Source organism: Aeromonas sp. QDB18, assembly GCF_027705325.1.
Classification (GTDB): Bacteria; Pseudomonadota; Gammaproteobacteria; order Enterobacterales; family Aeromonadaceae; genus Aeromonas; species Aeromonas caviae.
In genome coordinates this window covers 25,654-48,331 of record NZ_JAPDBQ010000011.1, presented here as the reverse complement: position 1 = coordinate 48,331, position 22,678 = coordinate 25,654, and the positions used below count along the sequence as shown (strand labels likewise).

24 protein-coding genes and 3 pseudogenes are annotated in these 22,678 nt (G+C 62.6%); 20 read left to right on the top strand and 7 right to left on the bottom strand.

Translation table 11 applies throughout. The features are described 5' to 3' along the window. The 11 genes and pseudogenes from OKC30_RS03765 to OKC30_RS03715 form a co-directional block, all read left to right on the top strand. Window positions 1-113, top strand: a pseudogene (locus tag OKC30_RS03765) (IS5/IS1182 family transposase); the annotation flags it as partial. 188 nt (window positions 114-301) lie between these two features. Continuing rightward, complete coding sequence (gene ccmA, locus OKC30_RS03760; RefSeq protein WP_119196866.1) at window positions 302-937, top strand: cytochrome c biogenesis heme-transporting ATPase CcmA; 636 nt, start codon at window positions 302-304, stop codon at window positions 935-937. A 3-nt stretch (window positions 938-940) separates the two neighbouring features. Beyond that, window positions 941-1,609 (top strand): heme exporter protein CcmB, encoded by a 669-nt coding sequence (gene ccmB / locus OKC30_RS03755; protein WP_010673945.1) that lies wholly within the window; start codon window positions 941-943, stop codon window positions 1,607-1,609. Window positions 1,610-1,775: 166 nt separating this feature from the next. Then, entirely contained in the window at window positions 1,776-2,516 is a 741-nt protein-coding gene (locus OKC30_RS03750) for a heme ABC transporter permease (RefSeq protein WP_010673946.1), read from the top strand. Window positions 2,517-2,518: 2 nt separating this feature from the next. Further along, a complete protein-coding gene (gene ccmD / locus OKC30_RS03745) occupies window positions 2,519-2,725 on the top strand; it encodes a heme exporter protein CcmD (protein WP_039039901.1) in 207 nt (68 codons plus the stop codon). Beyond that, on the top strand, window positions 2,722-3,213 hold the full coding sequence (ccmE, locus tag OKC30_RS03740) for a cytochrome c maturation protein CcmE (RefSeq protein ID WP_052815847.1): 492 nt from the start codon (window positions 2,722-2,724) through the stop codon (window positions 3,211-3,213). Before ccmD ends, ccmE begins: the two co-directional genes overlap by 4 nt. A 79-nt stretch (window positions 3,214-3,292) precedes the next feature. Continuing rightward, the gene (locus tag OKC30_RS03735; protein WP_109112098.1) at window positions 3,293-5,248 is read left to right on the top strand and encodes a heme lyase CcmF/NrfE family subunit; all 1,956 of its coding nucleotides are present in this window, start codon (window positions 3,293-3,295) and stop codon (window positions 5,246-5,248) included. Then, window positions 5,245-5,775 (top strand): DsbE family thiol:disulfide interchange protein, encoded by a 531-nt coding sequence (locus tag OKC30_RS03730; protein WP_103243522.1) that lies wholly within the window; start codon window positions 5,245-5,247, stop codon window positions 5,773-5,775. The genes OKC30_RS03735 and OKC30_RS03730 overlap by 4 nt, the downstream gene beginning before the upstream one ends. 10 nt (window positions 5,776-5,785) lie before the next feature. Further along, a complete protein-coding gene (locus OKC30_RS03725) occupies window positions 5,786-6,268 on the top strand; it encodes a cytochrome c-type biogenesis protein (RefSeq protein WP_010673951.1) in 483 nt (160 codons plus the stop codon). Continuing rightward, window positions 6,265-7,527, top strand: coding sequence for a c-type cytochrome biogenesis protein CcmI (gene ccmI / locus OKC30_RS03720; RefSeq protein WP_160838256.1), 1,263 nt, complete (start codon window positions 6,265-6,267; stop codon window positions 7,525-7,527). Before OKC30_RS03725 ends, ccmI begins: the two co-directional genes overlap by 4 nt. A 78-nt stretch (window positions 7,528-7,605) precedes the next feature. Then, window positions 7,606-8,418, top strand: coding sequence for an MlaA family lipoprotein (locus OKC30_RS03715; protein WP_160838258.1), 813 nt, complete (start codon window positions 7,606-7,608; stop codon window positions 8,416-8,418). A gap of 328 nt (window positions 8,419-8,746) precedes the next feature. Here the strand turns inward: OKC30_RS03715 and sodB are convergent, their stop codons facing one another. Further along, window positions 8,747-9,331, bottom strand: coding sequence for a superoxide dismutase [Fe] (gene sodB / locus OKC30_RS03710; RefSeq protein ID WP_010673954.1), 585 nt, complete (start codon window positions 9,329-9,331; stop codon window positions 8,747-8,749). Between the two features lie 287 nt (window positions 9,332-9,618). Between sodB and OKC30_RS03705 the strand changes: the two genes are divergently transcribed. Continuing rightward, window positions 9,619-9,963, top strand: coding sequence for a Grx4 family monothiol glutaredoxin (locus tag OKC30_RS03705; protein WP_010673955.1), 345 nt, complete (start codon window positions 9,619-9,621; stop codon window positions 9,961-9,963). Between the two features lie 67 nt (window positions 9,964-10,030). On the opposite strand, the gene OKC30_RS03700 is transcribed toward OKC30_RS03705, so the two are convergent. After that, complete coding sequence (locus OKC30_RS03700) at window positions 10,031-11,242, bottom strand: RsmB/NOP family class I SAM-dependent RNA methyltransferase (protein WP_010673956.1); 1,212 nt, start codon at window positions 11,240-11,242, stop codon at window positions 10,031-10,033. 211 nt (window positions 11,243-11,453) lie between these two features. Between OKC30_RS03700 and OKC30_RS03695 the strand changes: the two are divergent. The 5 genes and pseudogenes from OKC30_RS03695 to OKC30_RS03675 all read left to right on the top strand — a co-directional run. Further along, a pseudogene (locus tag OKC30_RS03695) lies at window positions 11,454-12,923 on the top strand (reprolysin-like metallopeptidase); the annotation flags it as partial. A 217-nt stretch (window positions 12,924-13,140) separates the two neighbouring features. After that, a pseudogene (locus OKC30_RS03690) lies at window positions 13,141-13,638 on the top strand (GlyGly-CTERM sorting domain-containing protein); the annotation flags it as partial. Beyond that, window positions 13,635-13,958: a hypothetical protein gene (locus OKC30_RS03685; protein ID WP_043154507.1), complete on the top strand. Its 324-nt coding sequence runs from the start codon at window positions 13,635-13,637 to the stop codon at window positions 13,956-13,958. The pseudogene OKC30_RS03690 and the gene OKC30_RS03685, both read left to right, overlap by 4 nt. 157 nt (window positions 13,959-14,115) lie before the next feature. Next, window positions 14,116-14,754, top strand: a complete 639-nt coding sequence (pdxH, locus tag OKC30_RS03680; protein ID WP_039039893.1) for a pyridoxamine 5'-phosphate oxidase — start codon at window positions 14,116-14,118, stop codon at window positions 14,752-14,754. After that, the gene (locus OKC30_RS03675; protein WP_104455544.1) at window positions 14,754-15,713 is read left to right on the top strand and encodes a LysR substrate-binding domain-containing protein; all 960 of its coding nucleotides are present in this window, start codon (window positions 14,754-14,756) and stop codon (window positions 15,711-15,713) included. Before pdxH ends, OKC30_RS03675 begins: the two co-directional genes overlap by 1 nt. Before the next feature lie 327 nt (window positions 15,714-16,040). Here the strand turns inward: OKC30_RS03675 and OKC30_RS03670 are convergent, their stop codons facing one another. Genes OKC30_RS03670 through OKC30_RS03660 form a run of 3 tightly spaced genes read right to left on the bottom strand, consistent with a single transcriptional unit; the run spans window position 16,041 to window position 18,486 of the window. After that, entirely contained in the window at window positions 16,041-17,222 is a 1,182-nt protein-coding gene (locus OKC30_RS03670; RefSeq protein WP_160838260.1) for a M20 metallopeptidase family protein, read from the bottom strand. Continuing rightward, the gene (locus OKC30_RS03665) at window positions 17,222-17,671 is read right to left on the bottom strand and encodes a hypothetical protein (protein ID WP_042016367.1); all 450 of its coding nucleotides are present in this window, start codon (window positions 17,669-17,671) and stop codon (window positions 17,222-17,224) included. The genes OKC30_RS03670 and OKC30_RS03665 overlap by 1 nt, the downstream gene beginning before the upstream one ends. Then, window positions 17,668-18,486, bottom strand: coding sequence for a DUF3100 domain-containing protein (locus OKC30_RS03660; RefSeq protein ID WP_010673963.1), 819 nt, complete (start codon window positions 18,484-18,486; stop codon window positions 17,668-17,670). The genes OKC30_RS03665 and OKC30_RS03660 overlap by 4 nt, the downstream gene beginning before the upstream one ends. 261 nt (window positions 18,487-18,747) lie before the next feature. Between OKC30_RS03660 and OKC30_RS03655 the strand changes: the two genes are divergently transcribed. Together OKC30_RS03655 and OKC30_RS03650 are read left to right on the top strand one after the other, a co-directional pair. Further along, a complete protein-coding gene (locus tag OKC30_RS03655) occupies window positions 18,748-19,938 on the top strand; it encodes a GNAT family N-acetyltransferase (RefSeq protein ID WP_270666177.1) in 1,191 nt (396 codons plus the stop codon). A 152-nt stretch (window positions 19,939-20,090) separates the two neighbouring features. Beyond that, window positions 20,091-20,597: a GNAT family N-acetyltransferase gene (locus OKC30_RS03650; protein WP_052815855.1), complete on the top strand. Its 507-nt coding sequence runs from the start codon at window positions 20,091-20,093 to the stop codon at window positions 20,595-20,597. Between the two features lie 289 nt (window positions 20,598-20,886). On the opposite strand, the gene OKC30_RS03645 is transcribed toward OKC30_RS03650, so the two are convergent. Further along, window positions 20,887-21,387 carry an SRPBCC family protein gene (locus OKC30_RS03645; protein ID WP_010673967.1) on the bottom strand — a complete coding sequence of 167 codons (501 nt, stop codon included), beginning with the start codon at window positions 21,385-21,387 and terminating at the stop codon, window positions 20,887-20,889. Between the two features lie 182 nt (window positions 21,388-21,569). Here OKC30_RS03645 and OKC30_RS03640 point away from each other — a divergent pair, with 182 nt between their 5' ends. Further along, window positions 21,570-22,010: a GNAT family N-acetyltransferase gene (locus tag OKC30_RS03640; RefSeq protein WP_042880882.1), complete on the top strand. Its 441-nt coding sequence runs from the start codon at window positions 21,570-21,572 to the stop codon at window positions 22,008-22,010. A gap of 133 nt (window positions 22,011-22,143) precedes the next feature. On the opposite strand, the gene eda is transcribed toward OKC30_RS03640, so the two are convergent. Beyond that, on the bottom strand, window positions 22,144-22,668 hold the full coding sequence (eda, locus tag OKC30_RS03635; RefSeq protein ID WP_234823660.1) for a bifunctional 4-hydroxy-2-oxoglutarate aldolase/2-dehydro-3-deoxy-phosphogluconate aldolase: 525 nt from the start codon (window positions 22,666-22,668) through the stop codon (window positions 22,144-22,146). Between the last annotated feature and the right edge of the window lie 10 nt (window positions 22,669-22,678).

The following is a 22,678-nucleotide window of genomic DNA, read 5'->3' as shown; positions in this document are numbered from 1 at the left end:
GGAGAATCAGTCTGCGTAACTACAATGGCCAAGTGGGAGAAGTCATGGCGTATGTCAGTGCCATAAACAAACTGAATACCCTTGGTCTGCCTGTCAGAAAGCCCCGAGTGTAACGGTCACTTGGGGCTGGGGCAGTTGTGGCTTGATGGTTGATTTGGGAAACAGCGCCCTTTGGCATCAATCTCTTTGGTGGAGGCGCGATCTTCCCCACAAATCCTGTTGATTATTGGCATCTTTGAAAAGACGCCTCCGGATCCTGTGTTAAGATGCAGGCCGCCTCATTTTCAACGATTACATCCCCATGCTGCTTCAAGCGAACAATCTGAGCTGCGTGCGTGAAGATCGCACCCTGTTTGAACATCTCTCCTTCGCGGTGCGTGCCGGGGATTTGATGCAGATTGAGGGTCCCAACGGGGTGGGCAAGACCAGCCTGTTGCGCCTGCTCACCGGCCTCTCCCAGCCCTTTGCTGGCGAGGTGTGCTGGAATGGGGAGAATATCCGCCATTGCCGGGATGAATACCACGCCAGCCTGCTTTACCTGGGCCATCAGCCCGGCGTCAAGGCGATCCTGACCCCCCTTGAGAATCTCTCCTTCTACCAGAAGCTTCATGGCCCTGCCGGGGACGGCGTGGATCTCTGGCGGGTGCTGGCCCAGGTCGGTCTCGCCGGTTTCGAAGACTATCCCGCGGGGCAGCTCTCCGCCGGGCAGCAGCGACGGGTGGCGCTGGCCAGGTTGTGGCTGAGCGAGCGACCGGCGCTCTGGATCCTGGACGAGCCCTTCACCGCCATCGACAAGCAGGGGGTCAGGGTGCTGGAGCAGTTGTTCCTCGCCCACGCGGACAGGGGGGGCATGGTGGTCCTTACGACCCACCAGGATCTGACCCTGATGCAGGGACGGCTCAAGACCCTCTCTCTGACCTCGCTGTTGCAGGAGTAGCCCATGCTGCGCGCCGTCATACACCTTATTCACCGCGAGTTGCTGATGGCCCTGCGCCAGCGCGCCGACATCTTCAACCCGCTCTGGTTCTTCCTCATCGTCATCACCCTGTTTCCATTGGGGATCGGGCCCGAGCCCCAGTTGCTGGCCCGCATCGCTCCCGGCATCATCTGGGTGGCGGCCCTGCTGGCGGCCATGCTCTCCCTGGAGCGGCTGTTTCGTGACGACTTCAGCGACGGCGCCCTGGAGCAGATGATGCTGATGCCCCATCCCCTGGGGTTGCTGGCCCTGGCCAAAGTGATCGCTCACTGGTTGCTGACCGGTCTGCCGCTGTTGCTGGTCTCCCCCTTGCTCGCCATCCTGCTCTCCCTGGAGCTGAAGACCTATCTGGCCGTGGTGGCCACCCTGGCGCTCGGTACGCCGGTGCTGAGCCTGCTCGGGGCGGTCGGAGTAGCGCTGACCGCAGGGCTGCGCAAGGGGGGCGTGCTGCTCAGCCTGTTGCTGCTGCCGCTCTATATTCCGGTGCTTATCTTCGCCACGTCCGCCATCGACGCGGCGAGCATGGGACTGCCCTATGCCGGCCAGCTCGCCATCCTGGGGGCCATGCTGGTGGGGGCATTGACCCTGACGCCCCTGGCTATCTCGGCGGCGCTGCGGGTGAGTGTCAACTGATTGATTTGGTGAAAAGATTTTCGTTTGAAGCCTTGTTAGGGGCGAGATAGTTGAGATAGATCAAGGGGATGGCTGCTTATTGCTTTCGGGGGATATGATGTTTTTCCCCCATGGGTATGGTAGCCCTCGCCACTTAAAAATTAATAACTGAAAGGTTTCGTGAGCTATGTGGAAATGGTTGCACCCTTATGCCAAACCCGAGCGCGCCTATGGGCTGGCCGGCACCCTGCTGCCCTGGTTTGCCGTGACAAGCCTGCTTGCCTTCATCATCGGCACCGTCTGGGGGCTGGCTTTTGCACCCGCCGATTACCAGCAGGGCGACTCTTTCAGGATCATCTATATCCATGTGCCTTCCGCCATCCTCTCCATGGGCGCCTACTCCACCATGGCGGTGGCCGCCTTCATTGGCCTGGTGTGGCAACTGCGCATGGCAGACATGACGGTGGCGGCCATCGCCCCGGTGGGGGCCGTCTTCACCTTCATTGCCCTCTTTACCGGCGCCGCCTGGGGCAAACCCATGTGGGGCACCTGGTGGGTGTGGGATGCCCGGCTCACCTCCGAGCTCATCCTGCTGTTCCTCTATCTGGGTGTCATCGCCCTCTACAACGCCTTCAGCGACAAGGTGGTGGCGGGCCGCGCCGCCGGCATCCTGGCGCTGGTCGGGGTGATCAACCTGCCCATCATCCACTACTCGGTGGAGTGGTGGAACACCCTGCACCAGGGGGCCACCATCACCAAGTTTGACAAACCCTCCATCTCCCCCGAGATGCTGTGGCCGCTGCTCATCATGATCCTGGCGTTCGCCGCGTTTCTCGGTGCCCTGACCCTGATGCGTTTTCGCAATGAGCTGCTGATGCGGGAGTGGCACCGCCCCTGGGTCGCCGACATCGCCAGGCAGGAGAAGTAAGCATGCACTTTGCCTCGTTCAGTGATTTCATGGCCATGGGAGGCTATGCCTTCTACGTCTGGCTCTCCTTCGGTCTGACCCTGCTCTGCCTGGTCGGCATCGTCATTTCCACCCGATTGAAGACCCGCAGCCTGCTCGGCGAACTGCGCAACAAGCAGGCTCGGGAGGCACGCCGCAAGGCGGCCCAGCAGATGGAGAACACCCTATGAACCCGCGCCGCAAGAAACGCCTCACCATCATCCTGGCCATCAGCCTGGGCCTTGTCAGCGTGACTGGCCTGGTGCTCTATGCCCTGAGCCAGAACATCGACCTCTTCTACACCCCGAGCGAGCTGGTGGAAGGGAAGGGGCCGGAGAAGATCAAGCCCGAGGAGGGGCAGCGCCTGCGCATCGGTGGCCTGGTGGTGCCGGGGTCTGTGGTGCGGGATCCCCAGAGCCTCAAGGTAGCCTTCAAGCTGGTGGACAACGGCGGCCATCTGGTGACGGTGGAGTTTGACGGCATCCTGCCGGATCTCTTCCGGGAAGGGCAGGGGATCGTCGCCCAGGGCACCCTCAAGGATGCCACCACGGTCGCCGCCTTCGAGGTGCTGGCCAAGCACGACGAGAACTACATGCCGCCGGAAGTGGCCGACGCCACCAACGGCATGCACTTCAAGCCCGAATACACAGAGGCACAGTTGCAGGGAGCCAAGCAATGATGCCGGTATGCGCCAAGAATTCACTTCTTTATACCGCCAAATCGGCAGGTTTCTCCGTGCAATCGAGAGGGAATAGTCAATGATCCCGGAATTAGGGCAGTTCTCACTGATCCTGGCCTTCGCCACCGCCCTGCTGCTGGGCAGTTACCCGCTGATCGGGGCCCATCTCGGTCGTCTTGGCATGATGTCGGCGGCCCGCCCGCTCGCCTACAGCCAGTTCCTGCTGCTGCTGCTGTCGTTTATCTGCCTCACCTGGGCCTTTATCGACAACGACTTCACCGTGCAGTACGTGGCCACCAACTCCAACAGCCTGCTGCCCCTGCAATACCGCATCTCGGCGGTGTGGGGAGCCCATGAAGGCTCGCTGCTGCTCTGGGTGCTGACCCTGGGGGGCTGGACGGCGGCGGTAGCCCTCTTCAGCCGTCGCCTGCCGCTCGATGCGGTGGCGCGGGTACTCGGGGTGCTCGGCCTTATCTCGGTGGGCTTCACCGCTTTTGTGCTGTTCACCTCGGATCCTTTCACCCGCACCCTGCCGTATTTCCCGGTGGACGGGCGGGATCTCAATCCGCTGCTGCAGGATCCCGGTCTCATCTTCCACCCCCCCATGCTCTACATGGGCTACGTGGGCTTCTCGGTGGCCTTCGCCTTCGCCATCGCCTCCCTGATGACGGGGCGTCTGGACGCCACCTGGGCGCGCTGGTCCCGTCCCTGGACCATGGCGGCTTGGGTCTTCCTGACGCTGGGCATCGTGCTCGGTTCCTGGTGGGCCTATTACGAACTCGGCTGGGGCGGCTGGTGGTTCTGGGACCCGGTGGAAAACGCCTCCTTCATGCCCTGGCTGGCGGGCACGGCCCTGCTCCACTCCCTCGCGGTGAGCGAGAAGCGCGCCACCTTCAAGGCCTGGACCGTGCTGCTGGCGCTCTCGGCCTTCTCCCTGAGCCTGCTCGGCACCTTCCTGGTGCGTTCCGGCGTGCTGGTGTCGGTCCATGCGTTTGCCTCGGACCCGACCCGGGGTCTGTTCATCCTGGGCTTCCTGCTGGCGGTGATAGGCAGCTCCCTGCTGCTGTTCGCCTTCAAGGGCTCCCAGGTGAAGAGCCACGGCAAGCATGAGCTGTGGAGCCGCGAGACCCTGCTCCTTGGCAACAACATCCTGCTGGTGGCGGGCCTGCTCACCGTGCTGCTCGGCACCCTGTTGCCCCTGGTGCACAAGGAGCTGGGGCTTGGCAGCATCTCCATCGGCACCCCCTTCTTCAACCACATCTACAGCTGGCTCATCATCCCCTTCGCCCTGCTGCTGGGGGTGGGCCCCCTGTTCCGCTGGCGCCGCCAGGATCTCGGTGAGCTCAAGGGCAAGGTGATGCTCGCCCTGGTGCTGAGCCTGGCCGCGGCTCTGCTGTTGCCCAAACTCTTTGCCGAGGCGTTCAAACCCTGGGCTGCGCTCGGTATCGGCCTTGGCGTCTGGATCATCGTCACCAGTGTGCAGGAGACCTGGGCGCGGGCCACCCACAAACACGGTTTTGCCACCGGCGTGCGCAAGCTTGGCAACAGCCACTGGGCCATGATCCTGGGGCACGTGGGGCTCGCGGTCAGCATCATCGGCATCGCCTGCACCCAGAACTACAGCATCGAGAAGGACCTGCGGATGCAGGCCGGCGATCGCGTCCAGTTCGCCGATTACGAGTTCGTCTTCACCGGCATCAAGGAGAAGAACGGCCCCAACTACGACGGTTTCAAGGGCGTGCTGGAAGTGCACCGGGATGGCAAGCAGGTAGCCCTGCTCAAACCCGAGAAGCGGATGTACACCGTGAGCCGCATGCCGATGACCGAGGCGGCCATCGATGCGGGGGTTACCCGGGATCTCTATGCGGCGCTCGGCGAGCAGCTCGACAACGGCGCCTGGGCGGTACGGATCTACTACAAGCCCTTCGTGCGCTGGATCTGGTTCGGCGGCGTCTTCATGGCCCTCGGCGGCGTGCTGGCCATGCTGGACAAGCGCTACCGCTTCGGACGTCGTGACGAGGAGGCCAAGGCATGAACAAGAAGACCTGGCTCTATCTGCTGCCCTTCATCATCTTCCTGATGGGGGCCGTGTTTCTGTTCAAGGGGCTCTACTCCGATCCCACCAAGCTCGAATCCGTGATGGTGGACAAGGAGGTGCCCGTGTTTACCCTGCAGGACATCTATGACCTGGGCAAGCAGCACGACAGGAGTATCCTCAAGGGGCGCCCCATGCTGCTCAACGTCTGGGCCACCTGGTGCCCGACCTGTTACGGGGAACACACCTACCTCAAGGAGCTGGCGGGGCAGGGGATCTACATCGTCGGCATGAACTACAAGGACGAGCGTGACAAGGCCATCAAGTGGCTGGCGGAGCTTGGCAATCCCTACCAGGTCAACCTCTACGATCCGGACGGCATGCTGGGGCTGGATCTCGGTGTCTATGGCGCGCCCGAGACCTTCTTCATCGACAGCCAGGGCATCATCCGCTATCGCCACGTGGGGGACATCAACCCAGACGTCTGGGCCAGTACCCTCAAACCCATCTTTGATGCCATGAAGTGAGGCCTCCCCGATGAAAACACTGATTGCATCCCTGTTGCTGCTGGCCGGTCTCGTCTGTGCCGGACAGGCCCGCGCCGCCATCGATGTCTACACCTTCGAGAGCGACGCCCAGGAGCAGACCTTTCGCGAGCTGACTAAGGAGCTGCGCTGCCCCAAGTGCCAGAACCAGGACATCGCGGACTCCAACGCCGGGCTCGCCAAGGATCTGCGGGACAAGACCTACCAGATGGTGCGCGAGGGCAAGGAGAAGCAGGAAGTGGTGGACTACATGGTGGCCCGCTACGGCAACTTCATTCTCTATGATCCCCCCCTGATGGCCTCGACCCTGATCCTCTGGCTTGGCCCCTTGCTGGTCATCGTGATTGGCGTCGTCACCGTGGTGGTGCGAAGCCGCCGCCATGCCCCTGCTCCCTTGCAACAGCCTGAAGGCACCCTGAGTGCAGAAGAGCAGGCCAGGCTGTCCGCCCTGCTCAAAGAGGAAGATAAACCATGACCCCATTCTGGATACTGGGTGCGGCCCTGCTGGTGCTGGCGAGCCTGGCGCTGATCGTGCCGCTCTGGCGCGGCGAGGGCAGGCAGAGCATCAGTCGCTCGGCCCTCAACAAGCAGCTCTATCGCCAGCGCCTGCTGGAGATAGGGGAGGAGCGGGAGCAGGGGATACTGGCGGAGGAGCCGGAATCCCTGGTGGAGCTGCAGCGCAGCCTCCTGGACGACATTCCCGACGTGGAGCAGACCGCCCGTGGCGGCAAGAGCCTGATCTGGATCCCCGGTGTGCTGGTGCTGGCGGTGGTGAGCATCGGCCTCTACGCCAAGCTCGGCGCCTGGCAGGAGGTGAGCCGCTGGCAGGATGCCAGCAGCCGGTTGAGGGAGCTCAGCAATCGCATCCTGGTGGAGCGTGATGCCCGGGTGACCGAGCAGGATCTGCTGGACTTCACCCTGGCCCTGCGAACCCGGCTGAAAGAAGAACCGAACGACTACCGTGGCTGGCTGCTGCTGGGGCGCCTGACCCTGGATGGCAATGATCCCGAGATGGCCCGCGAGGCGCTGGAGCGTGCCTACGCCCTCGCGCCCCAGAAGGCCATGGTGGCGGTGCCCTATGCCCAGGCCCTGATGATGACGGGGGAGGAAGCCCGTGCGGATCAACTGTTGCAGGCGGTCATTGCCGAGGACCCGGCCAACATCGAGGCTCGCTCCGTCCACGCCTTCATGGCCCTGCAAAAAGAGGATTTCCAGACCGCCCTCGACCGCTGGCAGGGGATGTTGCCGCTGCTGGAGCCGGGCTCGGCCCGCTACACCATGGTGGAGCGCTCCATGGAGTACGCCAGGCAGCAGCTTGGCCAGCGTGGCATCGCCGTGACCACCCCGTCTGCCGAAGGCCAGGCACAAGCCGGGGTGCTGGCGGTGAAAGAGGGGGAGTTCCCCCTGCACATCACCCTGGCGCCGGGTATAAAGATGCCGGAAGATGCCCATCTGTTCGTTTTTGCGGTGATCCCCAACGGTCCGCCCATGCCCATCGCGGTCAAGCGCATTGCAGGCCCGCATCTCCCGCTCACCCTCTCCCTGGGGGACGGGGATGCCATGATGGAGGGGAGCAAGCTGGCGGCCCATGCCGAGCTGCAGTTCAAGGCGCGCCTCTCCCGGGGCGGCAACGTCATGAACAAGGAAGGCGCCTTTGAAGGAGTTTCGGTCACCGTGCCGACCAGCACCATCCCCACAGCGCCGATTGACATCCGCATCGATCACGCCCTCTAATACGCTTTTGGCCCACCCCTTGGGGTGGGCCCCCTGTATAATTCATATCAATACCCAAAAAAATCTTAGGACTTTCATATGTATCTGTGTTCAGGAGCATTGGCGGTGGCATTGCTGCTCGCGGGCTGTGCGGGCGGGCCTCCCAAGCCGGGCCCGGAGAGCCTGGATCTCGGCGAGACCCCGAGCCGCCCCGGGGCATCCAGCACGGCCAGCGATCCTCGCGACCCCTTCCAGGGGCCCAACCGTGCCATGTGGGCCGTCAACTATGACGTGCTGGAGCCCTATGTGGCGCGCCCCGTGGTACACGGCTATGCCCGCTATGTCCCGCAAGGGGTGAGGGACAGCATCGAGAATTTCGTGGACAACTTCGACGAGCCGAGCAGCATGGTAAACCACCTGCTGGTGGGTGATCTGAAAGGGGCCGGTACCAACCTGGGCCGCTTCACCCTCAACACCACTGTGGGCCTGCTCGGTCTGTTCGATGTGGCCAAGCATGCGGGCCTGGCTCGCAACACGCTGGAGATGGACACCGTGCTCGGCAAGGCCGACATCGGGGATGGCGCCTATCTGATGGTGCCGGTCTACGGTCCCACCACCACCCGGCAACTGGTAGGGGATACCATTGATACCATCTACTTCCCCTATGCCCTGCTGACCTTCCCGCTGAAGGTAGTGCACTGGGCGCTGGATGGCCTCGGTACACGCTCCAAGCTGATCGATCAGGAGCGCATCATCGACAACGCGCTGGATCCTTACGCCCTGACCAAGGACTTCTACTTGCAGTACAACGATGGCAAGGTGACGGGCCGCAAACCCGAGCTCCAGGAGCAGAAACCAGAGGCGGCGGATGATGGCAACCTCGACGATTACATGGACGAGATAGACCAGTAAGCACGGTCATCTTCCACAAGGCGCCTGCGGGCGCCTTTGTTGTCGATGGCAGGTATTCGACCATAAAAAAACGCCCCGCAAGTGCGCAATGCTGTTCACTTAAGAGAATTTGAGTTCCAGTCCACGTAGTATCAGGGCTAAAAAATGAGGGAGGCATGATGCCTCCCTCTTTCTATTGCAAGCCACGCTGGATAAAGGCTGAAGGAACATCGACTGGAAACAGCCTTGCTCCCCCAACTCAAGTCGCATTTATGAATAATTAGTCAAAAATGTGCTTATCTGAACAGCATTGCCCGCAAGTGCGGGGCGTTTTGGCAAGAAAGGCTTATCAGGCAGCCAGGTTCTTGGCCACGAATTCCCAGTTGACCAGGGCCCAGAAGGTTTCCATGTACTTCGGACGCAGGTTGCGGAAATCGATGTAGTAGGCGTGTTCCCACAGGTCGACGGTCAGCAGCGGGGTGGTACCGGCTTCGGTCAGCGGGCAACCGGCGTTGGAGGTGTTGACGATGGCCAGGGAGCCGTCAGCCTTTTTCACCAGCCAGGTCCAGCTGGAGCCGAAGTTGCCGATGGCAGACTTGGTGAACGCATCCTTGAACTCGGCGAAGGAGCCGAAGGCCTTGGTGATGGCATCGGCCAGGGCGCCAGTGGGTTCGCCACCGCCGTTCGGGGAGAGGCAGTGCCAGTAGAAGGTGTGGTTCCAGATCTGGGCAGCGTTGTTGAAGACGCCACCAGTGGAGGTCTTGATGATCTCTTCCAGAGACTTGCCTTCAAACTCGGTACCCGGCACCAGGTTGTTCAGGTTGACCACGTAGGTGTTGTGGTGCTTGCCATGGTGGTATTCCAGAGTTTCCTGGGAGATGTGCGGTTCCAGAGCATTGATTGCATAGGGCAGAGCGGGAAGTTCGAAAGCCATTTTCTACTCTCCATTGGCTGGTCCGTGCGAAGGCGACGGTTGCAAGACATTGCGTACTCTTTTCTATCTTGAAAAGAATTGTTCTTGAAATGAGGGGGCCAGACGGCCCAAAGCCCGTCGATTGTAGCAGTATCAAAGATGGGCGAACAACCCTTGATTCTTGCCATGATCCGGATCAAGCTGCGGCGTATTGATGCATGACTTCTTTCATTCGCAACGGTTTGCCAGTTTGTGGTCTGCCCGGATTGCAGTAGAATGGTCTCCGAAATCGCTCCAGTGAGGCATTTATGGAAACTATTGAAAAGATCAAACAGCAGTTGGCTGAGAATCCCATCATCCTCTACATGAAGGGATCCCCCAAGCTGCCCAGCTGCGGTTTCTCTGCCCAGGCCTCCCAGGCCCTGATGTCCTGCGGCGAGCCTTTCGCCTATGTCGACATCCTGCAGAACCCGGACATCCGCGCCGAGCTGCCGAAATTCGCCAACTGGCCCACCTTCCCGCAACTGTGGGTCGAGGGCGAGCTGGTCGGTGGTTGCGACATCATGATCGAGATGTTCCAGGCCGGCGAGCTGCAGACCCTGATCAAGGAAACTGCCGCCAAGCACAAGCAGGATGACGCTGCCGCCGAATAAGGCCGCATCCATACCATGCAAAAAGGGGAGCCACTGGCTCCCCTTTTCTTTGTGCCCACGACAGACATCAGGCGATGCGTTCGAGGCGCGCCATGTAGAAGCCGTCGAAGCCGGTCTCGGCCGGGCTGACGTTGTGATCGCCGATCAGGCGGAAGTGCTCGTTGGCGGCGAGGAACTTGTCCACCTGCTGGCGGTTCTCCTCGGGCAGGATGGAGCAGGTGGCGTAGACCAGCAGGCCGCCCACCTTCACCATCTGGCTGTAGCGCTGCAGGATCTCCTCTTGCAGGGCGACCAGCACCGGCAGGCGCTCGGCGGTGTCGCGCCACTTGGCATCCGGGTTGCGCTTGAGCACGCCAAGGCCGGAGCAGGGGACGTCCAGCAGCACGCGATCGGCGCTTTCTTTAAGGCGCTTGACGGTCTTGCTGCTGGTGATGACCCGGGTCTCCACGTTGTGGGCACCGGCGCGGCGGGCGCGCTGCTTGAGGTTCTCCAGTTTCCACTCTTCCACGTCCATGGCCAGCAGACGGCCCTTGCCCTGCATCATGGCGGCCAGGTGCAGGGTCTTGCCGCCGGCACCGGCACAGGCGTCGATGACCCGCATGCCGGGCTTGACGTCGAGGGCCGCGGCCACCAGCTGGGAGCCGGCATCCTGCTGCTCGAAGCAGCCGTCGGCAAAGGCCTGGGTACGGAACAGGGCGGCGTCCGAGGTCACTTGCAGGGCGGTCTCCACTCCGTCGACGGGCACTGTGGTGACATGCTCTTTGGCCAGCATGGCTTGCAGCTCGTCCCGGGTGCACTTGAGGGTGTTGACCCGCAGGTAACGCTTGGGCATCCAGGCCAGGGCGGCACGCTCGGCCGGCCAGGCGTCGCCCAGTTGCTCGCTGCCGAGTTTTTCCAGCCAGGCAGGGCAGCCGTCCATCAGCACGGGGTTCTTCTTGGCCTCGGTCAGGCGGCGGCGGAACGCCTCCTCGTTGAAGCGATCCAGGGTCGGGTGGTTGGGCTGATCTATCTTGTGGAAGGCGTGCCAGCTGTGCAGCAGCGGCCAGACATTCTTCTCCGCCTGACGGACCTGGATGCCGGTGAGGAAGCAGTAGAGGCTGAGGCGGCGCAGCAGATCGCCGGTGACCAGGGCAATCCTTGCCTGTTCTTGCGGTTTGAGTTCGATGCCGGAGAAGTGACGTGCATAGGCGCGGTCGAGGGTAAGACCCTGACCCAGCACATCGTCAACGATGGCAACGACCAGATCCCCGAAACGGGGCAACAGTGGGGACTTGAGCATGAGATTAACCTTGGCCAAAGAAAGAGTGAACCGGCCCCGTCGAAGAGGGGTTCTGGAACGGACAAATCCGCGCCATGATAGGGGCTAGTCTGCATTGGTGCAACCTTCCCCATTCGGGGAATGTACAGAGGATGTTGCTGGACTAATCGGACCAGCGGGCAAATGATGCCGTGGCAGTTCAGGTGAATCCGTTTAAAAAGGAATTAAAAAGATGCAGTTGATGAAATATTCTCCGCTGGCGGTGCTGGTGGCGGGTCTGATGACGTCCGGCAACCTGATGGCCGGCGAGTGGCATACGGTCACGGCGCGGGCCACCGCCGCCGATGGGTACGAGGTGAGGGCCAGCCAGTATCGCATCGTCACCGTCTCTACCGATTACCTGGCTGCCCTGAAGGGGGGCGAGCGCCGCCTGACCTTGCCTCTGCCGGATGGCAAGGAGGTGACCTTCAGCCTGCAACCCTATGATCTGCTGCCGGCGGATCTAGCCGCCAAATATCCCGATATCCTGGCCTTCAAGGGGCACAACGAAGCGGCGCCTGGCGAGACCGGGCGCTTCGATCTCGGTCCCCAGGGATTCCACGCCATGTTCAGCCATGAAGGGAAGATGGTGTTCGTCGATCCCCTTCGCAATGGGGAAGGCTATGCCGTCTATTACCAGCAGGATGCCCACAGCCGGCTGGAAGAAGAGGCGGACAAGGTGATCGGGGGCGAGGCCAAAAAGCTGGCCCGTCAGGTGCTGGTGGATGGCAACGAGCGCAAGCGCTATGTCATCGCCATCTCGGCGGCGGGGGAGTATACCCAGTATCACGGCGGTACCGTGGAGGCGGGTCTTGGCGCCATCACCACCCTGCTCAACCGGGTCAACGAGGTCTACCAGCGTGATGTGGCGGCCGAATTCCAGCTGGCCAGCGGCAACGACACCATCATCTTCACCGACGTGGCGAACGATCCCTTCAACAATGATGACGGCGATATCGATGCCAACATGCAGGTGCAGGCCGATGCCCTGACCAAGGGGCTGGGGGCCTTCGACATCGGCCATGTGGTCAACACCGGTGGCGGCGGCCTGGCGGGGCTGGGCGTACTCTGCACCCCTGACAAATCGGCGGGGATGACGGGCTCCCCCGAGCCGGTGGGGGATGCCTTCTTCATCGACTACGTGGCCCACGAGATCGGTCACCAGTTCGGGGCAGACCACACCTTCAACGGCACCACAGGCAGTTGTGGCGGCGGCAACCGGGAGGCAAGCCAAGCCTGGGAGCCGGGCAGCGGCAGCTCCATCATGGCCTATGCGGGGATCTGCGGAGACGAAGATCTGCAGCCCCACAGCGAGCCCTATTTCCACAGCAAGTCCATCGAGCAGATGCGGGCCCACATGGCCACGGAGCCAAATTGCGGCACCCCGTTGGCGCTGGTCAACAATGCGCCCCAGGTGGCGGCAGGCAATGACTACGTCATCCCTGCGAACACCCCCTTCGTGCTCAAGGGGGCGGGGGCCGATCTTGACAGCGATCCGCTGAATTACACCTGGGAGCAGATCGATCTGGGGACGGAGTCGAGCAGCCCGGCCACCATGGTGGACGACGGCAGCCGTCCGCTGTTCCGTTTCGTGGCGCCGACCAGCGTGCCGGAGCGCACCCTGCCGAGTCTCACCTCCCTGCTCACCAACACCCTGGCAATAGGGGCAATGCTGTTCACTTAAGAGAATTTGAGTTCCAGTCCACGTAGTATCAGGACAAAAAAGCGAGGGAGGCATGATGCCTCCCTCTTTCTATTGCAAGCCCCGCTGGATAAAGGCTGGAGGAAGATCGACTGGACACAGCCTTGCCCCCTCAACTCAAATCCAATTTATGAATAATCAGTCAAAAAAGTGCTTATCTGAACAGCATTGGGCAATAGGGGAGGCCTGGCCTGCCACCAACCGGGACCTGAACTTCCGCCTCACGGCGCGGGACGGCAAGGGCGGTGTCGCCAGCGATGACATGAAGATCCAGGTGGTCAACACCGGCAAGGCCTTTGCCCTGACCAGCCCGGTGGTGACCCCCCTGGGGGCGGGCAAGACGCAGACCATCAGTTGGGAAGTGGCCGGCACCAATGCCGCCCCCATCAACTGCAGCAAGGTGGATCTCTTCATGACCCGGGACGAGGGGGCAAACTGGACTTCCCTTGCCAGCGGCAAACCCAACTCGGGCTCGGCGAGCGTCACCATCCCGGCGGGCCAGGATGGCACTGCCCGTTTGAAGGTGGCGTGCAGCGACAACATCTTCTTCGCCATCAGTCCCCTCAAGCTCTCGGTCACCCAGCGCGGTGAAGAGGGGGGAAGCGGTGGCGGCGGTGCCCTCGGCTTCTGGACCCTGGCCCTAGCGTTGCTGGGCTGGCAGCGGAGGCGGGCATGAGACTGGCCGGGGTGCTGCTGCTCACCCTGCTCGGCGGTTGTCAGGCCGATGCAGACACCCTGGAGCAGGCGGTCAGCGCCAGCCTCGCCAGGCAGGATTACCGGCTGATCGTGCGGGCCGGGCGCGGCGAGGTGGCGCCCGGGATCGCGGCGGATCAGCAGGCGGCGGCCAAGGCCCGCTGCGGCGTGCGCTATCTCGACGGATTCGGGGATGTCATCAAGCCGGATCAGAAGGAGGCCCATGCTAGGCTGAGCGCCTATGCGGCGGACTACAACCGGCGCATGCTGGCCCATTGCCCGCCGATTGACGGCAAGCAGTAGGCTGACGGTCATCGGCATAAAGAGGGAGGCATGAGCCTCCCTCTCTTTTTGCTCCGCCATTTGGCCGCCCCGAGGCTTGTACCCATGGCGCGCTCGTCGCACAATGCCTGCACCCATCGCCGCACGGGCGGCAGAGAAAGAGAGAAGGAAAATCAAGATGATGGATGTGGCTGATCTGCGTCGCGAATACACCAGGGGTGGACTGCACCGGGCCGATCTGCCGGCCGAGCCCCTCACCCTGTTCGAGAAGTGGCTGGCCCAGGCGTGCGAGGCCAAACTGACCGATCCCACCGCCATGGTGGTGGGCACCGTGGATGCTGATGGTCAGCCCTGGCAGCGCACCGTGCTGCTCAAGCACTACGATGCCGAAGGCATGGTGTTCTACACCAACATGGGCAGCCGCAAGGCGCATCAGCTGGAGGGCAACCCCCGTATCAGCCTGCTCTTCCCCTGGCACACCCTGGACAGACAGGTACACGTGACCGGTCGGGTGGAGAAGATGAGCACCTTCGAGGTGATGAAGTATTTCCACAGCCGTCCCAAGGATAGCCAGATCGCCGCCTGGGTCTCCAAACAGTCGACCCGCATCTCGGCCCGTGGCGTGCTGGAGGCCAAGTTCCTCGAACTCAAGCAGAAGTTTGCCAATGGCGAGGTGCCGCTGCCGAGCTTCTGGGGTGGTTTCCGGGTGCGCATCGACACCGTCGAGTTCTGGCAGGGCGGGGAGCATCGTCTGCACGATCGCTTCTATTACACCCGCGAGGGGGACGGCTGGCACATCGAGCGCCTGGCGCCCTGATGAACATCGCCCGGCTCAAGAACTTCACCGAGATAGTGAAGAACAACTTCAACATCTCGGCGACGGCGGAGAAGCTCTATACCTCCCAGCCGACCCTCAGCAAGCAGATGAAGATGCTGGAAGAGGAGCTGGGGCTGGCGCTGTTTACCCGCAAGGGCAAGAACCTGGCGGGCCTGACCCCCATGGGGGAGCAGGTGATGGAGCTGGCCAGGGGAGTGGTGGCCCAGGTGGAGCAGATTGGTCAGCTTTCCCTCGGGGATCAGCTGGCCACCAGCGGGGTGCTGCGCATCGCCACCACCCACACCATGACCCGCTACAAGCTGCCGGCGGTCATTACCGAATTCTCCCGTCGCTACCCCGAGGTGAGCATCCAGCTGCATCAGGGAGCCCCTGCCCAACTGGCGCAGATGGCGCAAAACGGGGATGTGGAGATGGCCATCGCCACCGAGTCCATGCACCTGTTCGACGAGCTGGCGACCGTGCCCTGCTATCGCTGGGGGCGCAGCGTGGTGGTACCCCACGGCCATCCGCTGCTGGACTGCCAGCCGCTGGCCATGGCGGATCTGGCCCGGTATCCCCTCATCACCTATGTGTTCGGTTTCACCGGCCGCTCCAAGATGGACAAGGCGTTCGGACGCCATGGCCTCAGCCCCCGCATCGTGCTGACGGCCACCGACAGCGACATCATCAAGCACTATGTGCGCCTGGGGATGGGAGTCGGGGTGATCGCCACCTCGGCGTTCGACGAAGGGGACAGGGAGAGCCTGGTCTGCCTCAACATCGATCATCTGATCGCCTCGAGCGTGGCCCATGTGTGCCTGCGCAGGCACGCCCACCTGCGGGACTACATGTACGACTTCATCCACCTCTATGCCCCCCATGTGAGCCGGGAGACGGTGCAGCTGGCGCTGCTCAACCAGGGAACGCCCGCCCCGTCTGCGACCCTGCCCTGGCTCTGAAGGCCGTCAGGGGGAGTCAGATGTGCTGCATAGAGGCAAAAAAGAGAGGCAAATGGCCTCTCTTTTTTGTGATAAGTGGTGTCCTGCGCTGCCTTTTCCCGGTGATCCCTCTCTCCCGGCTATCGTGGTCACCATATTGACGGCGCTCCGGGTGCCGAGCCGCAGTTCGCCATCATCCAGCATGGCCTCGGGGTGCGGCAGTCCCCTTGCTGCTTAGGGGGTCGGGTCGCCAGATTGACGAAGGTCTGGGCACCGATCAGCAGGCAGTCATCATCCGGGTAGTAGGGGATTGACGTGGTGCTGGTAGTGGCAGATCCCCCTGGCCCGTCAGTCGACCCTGGTCGCCAGATTGACGAAGATCTGGGCTCCCACCAGCAGGCAGTCGTCGTCCAGGTAATAGGGGTTCGCGTGCAGGTAGTTGCAGATCCCCTTGGCCTGATTGCCGCTGCCGAGGAAGAACATGGCCCCCATGCGGCTTGGCGTGGCGTTGATCATGTAGCTGAAGTCCTCGCTGCCGGTCATGGGCTGGCCCTTTGCGTTGATCCCGTCGCTGGACAACACCTCCGAGACGGCTTGTTGCAGGCGCTCGCAGGCCTGGGGGTGGTTCTCCACTGCCGGGTAGCCGGCATGGACCATGGTGGTCTTGAAGCCGCGCAGCTCGCTCTGGGCGATGATGTCCCTGAAGCTGTTTTTCAGGATCTGGTCGGTTTCGGCGTCCATGGCGCGGATGGTGCCACGGGCCTGCACATGATCGGCGATGGCGTTGGGAATGGTGCCGCCGTTGATCATGCCGCAACCAAAGACCGCCGGGCTGAACGGGCTGGTGCGCTTGGCGACGATGTAGTCCATATCCTCGATGATCCGCACCGCCTCCCGGATGGCATCCAGCCCCTTGTGGGGGGTGGAGCCGTGGGCGGAGATGCCGTGCACATCGAGCGTCCAGGCAGACCCCCAGGAGGACATGACCCCCTGGTTGAACTTGATGGTGCCCGTCTCCATGGCGCCGTCGTTGTGCAGGGCATAGACCTCGTCCACCCCCTTCATGCAACCAAGCTCCACCATCTTTTCGGCACCGGGGACGCGCATGTCCTCTTCCGCCATCTGGAAGATGAAGCGGACGTTGTATCGCAGGCGATCGCGGTTGGCGGCCAGAAACCTGGCGGCGGTCAAAGCGATCGCCATGTGGGAGTCGTGGCCGCAGTTGTGGGCCATCCCCTCATGGGTGGATTTGAACGCCACCTCGCTCATGTCGTGCATCTCCAGGCCATCCATGTCGGCACGAAAGGCAATGGTGGGCAGGGCAGGGTCGACCGCCAGATCCCCGTGAAAACCGGTGAAGCCGGGATACAGGGTGATCCTGTAGCCGAACTCTTCCATCAACCCACGGCAGTAGGCAGAGGTCTTGAACTCGGCCCCGGAGTATTCCGGGATGCGGTGCAGGTGGTGGCGCACTTCGTAGCTGAAGTCGCGCAGGGCCAACAGGTCAGGTTCGATATGGTAGTGGTTCATCAGATGATCCCTTGAATGGAGAAACCGAGCTGGGCAACCAGGGAGGCGCCAAAGAAGCAGCAGGTGGAGACGATCATGAAGATGAGGATCACTTTCCACGACATCTTCTTGAGCTCCTCCAGCTGACCGCCCACCGAGAGGCCGGCGAAGGCCAGGAGCGGCACGCAGCAGGAGAGGAAGGAGATCTTGGCCACGGCATCGATGAAGAGGCCGCGCACCGGCGTCTCCGGCAGGCAGATGAGAATGCCGATGATGGTGGCATAGGCAAAGGCCGGCAGGGAGGAGGGCAGATAGCGCTTGGTCACCAGGGAGGCGAACACCACCAGGGACATGGCGACGAAGCTGTCCCCCATCTGCCACAGCGGCAGGCCCGAGGTCAGGGTCTGGGTGAACATGGCCAGCAGGATCGCCAGGAAGACGAAGCGCATATCCATCACGATGCTTTTCATGCTTTCTCTCCTTTGGCGGTCAGGGCATAGATTTTTTCAGCGAGCGGCAGACCCAGATAGGTGAGGGAGAGCGCCCCCAGGGCCGACGAGAGCAGATTCGAGGCGGCGGCGATGCTGAGCACCTGCTGGGCCATCGCCTCGTCGAGGCCGTTGATGAGGGCACCGGAGGCGGCGCTCAGCATGGAGCCGGATCCCACGCCGGAACCGGCGGCCAGGGCCAGGGGATGCAGCCCCGTGAGGGGGGCAATGCTGCCAAGCACGCTGAACCAGAGGGTGCCGATGACGGAGCCGCACAGGTAGATGGCGAGCACGCCGATGTACTCCTGGGAGCCGGTGCCGAACTTGCCCTGGATCACCGCGACCGAGGGTTCACGGCTGATGGAGGAGCAGGCCCCGATGGCGCGGCGGCCAAAGCCGAATTTCACCGCCAGTGGAATGGCGATGAGGATGGGCAGGAGGTTGCCTATCTCTTGCAGGAAGAGCGGTACGCCGACGCTCAGGATCATCTTGAGGTTGGGGATGATCATCCCCGCATACTGGGTCCCGAGGATCAGCAGGCTGAAACCCACCATCTTGCCGCAGAAGCCCTCTTCTCGCTCGGTGAAGAGCCTCTTCCAGCCGGGAATGCGATCCTTGACGGGCTTGGCGGAGACGATCATGCCGATGATGACGGCAAAGAGCATGGGCAGGATGGGGATGATGGCGATGCCGAGTCTGATCTCCTGCTTCCCGATGAGGGATTGGGCCACGAAGATCAGCAGGGCGGTCGCCAGGGTACTGACTACTACCGTTTTGAGTGGGCTGGTTGGCTGCATAGTGTGTTCTCTTGTTATCCGTTGTCCTTCATGGGCGTCTTTGGTCGCGCCATGATGGGGGCATGATAGGAAGCGAAGAGGGGAAGGAATGTGACCGCCATCAAGTCAGCCATATGGCATTTTTTCATGGGGTATGCCATTTAACCATGGTAAACATATGGTTTAACAACTCATTGGCAGCGGCTTATGCTGCCTCAGACAGGAGTGTGGTGCCGCCCGGGCACCCGGTGCCTGATACGGGGGGCGGATGTGGGGGAAGGAATGGATCTGTTGATCGAGGGGGCGCTCTGGCGCCCCTCCTGGCAAGCGGCGTTGCAGGCCTGGCAGGACCAGGGAAACCGCTGGTGGCTGCTGCTTGGCAAAGGGGAGGCGAGGGAGATGGCACCCTGGTCGGTCAGCCCGCCAGATGGCATTCTCCTTGCCCGCGACCTGCTTGCCGCCTGGCTGGGGGAGGCCGCCTCCCCGCTGATGGCGACACAGCCGGACCGGCAGATCCTGATCGCTGCCTCCGGCTCCCTGCTGACCCTGGCCAGAGAGAGCGGCCTGCTCACCCTGGGGCCCGCGGGGGCGGATCACCGCCTCGGTGCCGATGACGACCTCGGGGTTGCCCTGCAACGCCTGCTTGCCCGCCGCCTGATGACCCCGGTGCTGCGCGAGCCTGGCGGGCAGGACGCGCTGGTGCTGCGCCCTCTGCTGCCCGGCGATGAGAGCGCCATCCTGCGTTATTGTTCGGATGCGGCGCTCGCCCGCTATACCCTCAACGTCCCCCACCCCTATTCGCCGGAGGCGGCGCGGGACTGGCTTGCCCTGAGCGGGCGCAAGGCTGCTCTCGGGCTGGGATGCACCTGGGCCCTGACTCTGCCCCAGGGGCGTGAAGACGAGCCCGCTCCCCTGGTCGGCACCCTCTCCCTGCACTGGCACGGGGAGCTGGCATGGTGGGTCGGCGTGCCCTGGCAGAACAGGGGGCTGGCCACCCGGGCCGCGAGCCTGGTCAGGGCGTTTGCCTTCGAGCAGTGGCACCTGCCTGCCCTCACCGCCCGCCACATGCCGGGCAACCTCGCCTCAGGCCGGGTGATGGAAAAGACTGGCATGCACCATGACGGGCGTCGGCCAGATCCGGCCGATGGCGCCCTCGTGCTCGATCACTGGCGGCTGGATCGCCCGGCGCGCCTGACGGATGCACGCAAAGAGGTGCTGGCCCCCTGGCTGGATGACGAGGAGGTGGTCGTGGCCATACTGCACGGTGAGGGGGTGGCGCTCTTCATGGTGGGGGAGGTGACAAAGGACGAGCAGACACTCAGCGGGCTGACGGTGCGGCGCTATCCCCAGGCCATGCTGGCGCCAGAGGCGCCCGGGGTGCAGGCCCATGGGGGTGGCGCCCTCCTCAAGGAGTGCGGGGATCTGGGCCTCGCCTATCTGCGGCGATTGCGACAGCCTGACGACGGACGCTGATGGCTTGCGCAAGGGCGGTCATCGCGAAGCCTGGTGCGGGGTTTGTCAGGCGTTTTCCTGAGTCCGTCCTCCCATTTTCAGACAAAGGCAGTGAAGTGGCGCCCCACTTCTGTGGAATAATGGCCGCCCTGCTGTACGAGGAGTAACGCTGTATGTTGAGAACCGAGCGTCCCGGCGACATGCTGCCAGTCTATGAGCTGGTGAGTGCCGCCTTTGGTCGTCCCGACGAGGCCGAACTGGTCAACCGCCTGCGAGAATGTGGGGCCGCCGTGGTCACCATGGTCGAGGAGGAAGAGTACGAGTTCATGGGGCACCTGATGCTGAGCCCGATCACCATTGAGGGACAGGAAGGGCCCTGGCTGGGACTGGCACCCGTGGCCGTGCATCCCGACTGGCAGGGGCAGGGCATTGGCTCGGATCTGGTGCGGGAAGGGCTGGACACGGCACTGGAGATGGACTGGAAGGCGGTGGTGGTGCTCGGGGATCCTGCCTACTACGCCCGTTTCGGCTTTCGGCCTGCCAGCGACTTCGGCCTGCACTGCATCTACGAGGTGTCGACGGAGTGTTTCATGGCGATGGAGTTGCAACCCGGCGGGCTCGACGGGGTAAGGGGCGAGGTGCTCTATCACCCCCTGTTTGATGAAGAGCCGGTGGAGTGACCGCCTGCCTATCCACGAAAAAGGACCCTGAGCGGGCAATGCTGTTCAGATAAGCACTTTTTTGACTGATTATTCATAAATTGGATTTGAGTTGAGGGGGCAAGGCTGTGTCCAGTCGATCTTCCTCCAGCCTTTATCCAGCGGGGCTTGCAATAGAAAGAGGGAGGCATCATGCCTCCCTCGCTTTTTTGTCCTGATACTACGTGGACTGGAACTCAAATTCTCTTAAGTGAACAGCATTGCCCTGAGCGGGTCCTTTTTCGTGCCATGTCCATCGCTTGAATGGACGTCACTGGGCCAGGGATTTCAGCTGCTGCTTGCCCGGCGGGTTGTTCCAGTCGATGGGACCGTGGGTGAAACGGTACTGAAGCCTTGGCAGACTCAGTTCCAGCCACTCCTCCCGGAAGTAGGCATAACCCTGGTCCCAATCCGGATCCTGCGCCCAGCCGGTCTGCAGGAAGTGGAGCCGGGTGCCCTGGCCCTCCGGCACGAAGCGCAGGCTGACCTGGGTCTTCTGCTGACGAATGTGGGGAAACTGGGGAGGGAAATTCCAGCTGAAGCTGAGCAGATCATGGGGCATGACCGCCATCACCCGGCACCCTTCGCTGCCACGCTCGCCGAGGGGAGCATCGGGTCTGAAATAGATCTCGAACGGTCCGTTGGGTTCCGGGACCATGAGGCACTCCGGCGCCAGAAAACTGCGCAGCCCGCTCTCCGTGGTCCAGGCCCGCCAGACATCGTCAATGTGGGCGGGTACCAGAATACTGCCTTCAATTTGCTTGTTATCCATAAATCAGTGAACCTCAAACCAGTCATGGACGGGACCTCGGCAGTATAGCCCCTGAGGCGATAAAATAGGCAGCCCTGTGTCACACGGTTACGTATTCAAGAGGGTCCACATTGCCGATTTGACAGCACGGCGGGATCCATCGAGAGTGGGAAGCGACAAGCACGCAACGCAAGGATGGTGTCATGATCAGAATGATGACGGAAGCTGACGAGCCCATGCTGGCGCAGCTCTTCCTCAAGGGAAGGCGCCAGGCCTTCCATTGGGTTGATCCCGCCCTGTTCCGGCTCGAGGATTTTGCCGAGCAGACCCGGGGCGAGGAGATCTGGGTGGCGGAGAAAGGGGGCAGCCCGTGCGGATTCGTCTCCATCTGGGGGGCCGAGAGCTTCGTGCATCATCTCTACGTGGTGGCGGACTGGCACGGGCAGGGCATGGGGCGGGCCTTGCTTGCCGCCGGCTTGGCCGGATACCCCTCCCCGGCCTCCCTCAAGGTGGCCATGCGCAACACCACGGCGATGGCTTTCTATCATCGCCTGGGCTGGGAGAACACCGAAGAGACGGGTCATTGCGACATCACGGGCCCCTGGCGCAGGCTGGTGTTGACGCCCGATGCCGCAGGGGAATAAGCCGCTGGCAGACTGCGGCAACCGCACCGCACATTGATCTCCAGCCCTGGCAGGGCATAAAAAAGCCACTTCGCGGGAAGTGGCTCTTCAACACATCCGGGGGAGGGCAGACCTTCCCTCGCTCAACCGATGATCACAGGGCCGCCACGGCCTCTCTTACCAGGGCGGCCAGCTCTTCCCACCTGCCCTCGTCGATGAGCTTGGCCAGCACCATCCAGGTGCCGCCGCAGGCGATCACGGCATTCAGCCCCAGATACTCTTTCAGATTGGCCGGCGTCACGCCGCCGGTGGGCATGAAGCGCACCGGATAGACGGCGCCCAGGGCCTTGAGCATGGCGGTGCCGCCTGACTGCTCTGCCGGGAAGAACTTGAGGTGGCGCAGCCCCATCTCCATGGCTTGCTCCACCAGGCTGGGGTTGTTGACCCCGGGGATGATGGTGACGTCCTTGACCAGGCAGTACTGCACCGTGGTCGGGTTGAAGCCGGGGCTGACGATGAAGTCGGCGCCCGCCGCAACGGCCGCATCCACCTGCTCGCGGTTGAGCACGGTGCCGGCCCCGATCAGCAGATCCGGGTAGGCCGCGCGCATCTGGCGGATGGCCTCTGCGGCGGCGGGGGTGCGGAAGGTCACCTCGGCGGCGGGCAGGCCATTTTCCACCAGCACCCGG